The organism is Allocoprococcus comes, from assembly GCF_013300725.1.
In the GTDB taxonomy this organism is placed as follows: Bacteria; Bacillota; Clostridia; order Lachnospirales; family Lachnospiraceae; genus Allocoprococcus; species Allocoprococcus comes_A.
Map to the genome: position 1 here is coordinate 1 of NZ_JAAIMM010000098.1, position 784 is coordinate 784.

The window sequence follows — 784 nt, forward strand, 5'->3', positions numbered from 1 at the left end:
TGGATAAATCCTTACTGGCTGTAAGGGATATTAACCATAAATATATTGTAGTAGAAAGAATAAAATTTTCTATAGAATTAAAAAGAAAAATCCCATGCCGGATGACAGGAAAAGATGAATTGCATCTTAATCTGTGATCGGACATGGGATTTATGTTTTAGGATTATTCAATGCCGAATTCTTTTAATAGTTTGTTTTGGTACTCGATGTCTTTTGCGGCACGTTCCAGATCGTTGTAGCGTTTGGCTTTTAGGAGATATTTGGTTAATTGGTTTAATTCTGCTATTATTTCAGCTCTACCTTCCTCTCTTGCGTCCTCTTTCAAAGTCTTTTCATACAAGTCTTTATCGTATGTCGTTAAGATCATGTGCAACACCTCCGTTTGGTATAGCGCAGATAATTTACTTAGTTCCATTCAATTCAATGCCAAATTCTTTTAATAGTTTCTTTTGGTATTCGATGTCTTTTGCGGCATGTTCCAGATCGTTGTAGCGTTTGGCATTTAGAAGACATATGGTTAATTGGTTTAATTCTGCTCTGGTTTCAGCGCGTCCTTCCTCTCTGCCTTGAACGCGTCCTGTCATAAGCCCTTCTTCTCTTGCATCTTCCTTCAAAGTCTTCTCATATAAGTCTTTATCATATGTCGTCAGGATCATATTCGTCACCTCCGCTCGATGTTTCTTGAGAAAATCTGCCAGCACATCCTGGTGAATACAGGTATCAATTGCCTTTTCTAATGCATCTTCCACAGAAGGTTCCGACTGTATATATTCCCTGACACATT

General features: G+C 37.8%; 1 protein-coding gene and 1 pseudogene. Both read right to left on the reverse strand.

All coding sequences use genetic code 11. The features are described 5' to 3' along the window. Window positions 1–163 precede the first annotated feature (163 nt). Complete coding sequence (locus G4407_RS16200; protein WP_173689700.1) at window positions 164–367, reverse strand: hypothetical protein; 204 nt, start codon at window positions 365–367, stop codon at window positions 164–166. Window positions 368–401: 34 nt separating this feature from the next. Further along, a pseudogene (locus G4407_RS16205) lies at window positions 402–784 on the reverse strand (hypothetical protein); the annotation flags it as partial.

Coding starts and splice junctions, on each gene's coding strand:
- G4407_RS16200 (WP_173689700.1), bottom strand. CDS start 367: ATGATCTTAACGACATACGATAAAGACTTGTATGAAAAGACTTTGAAA.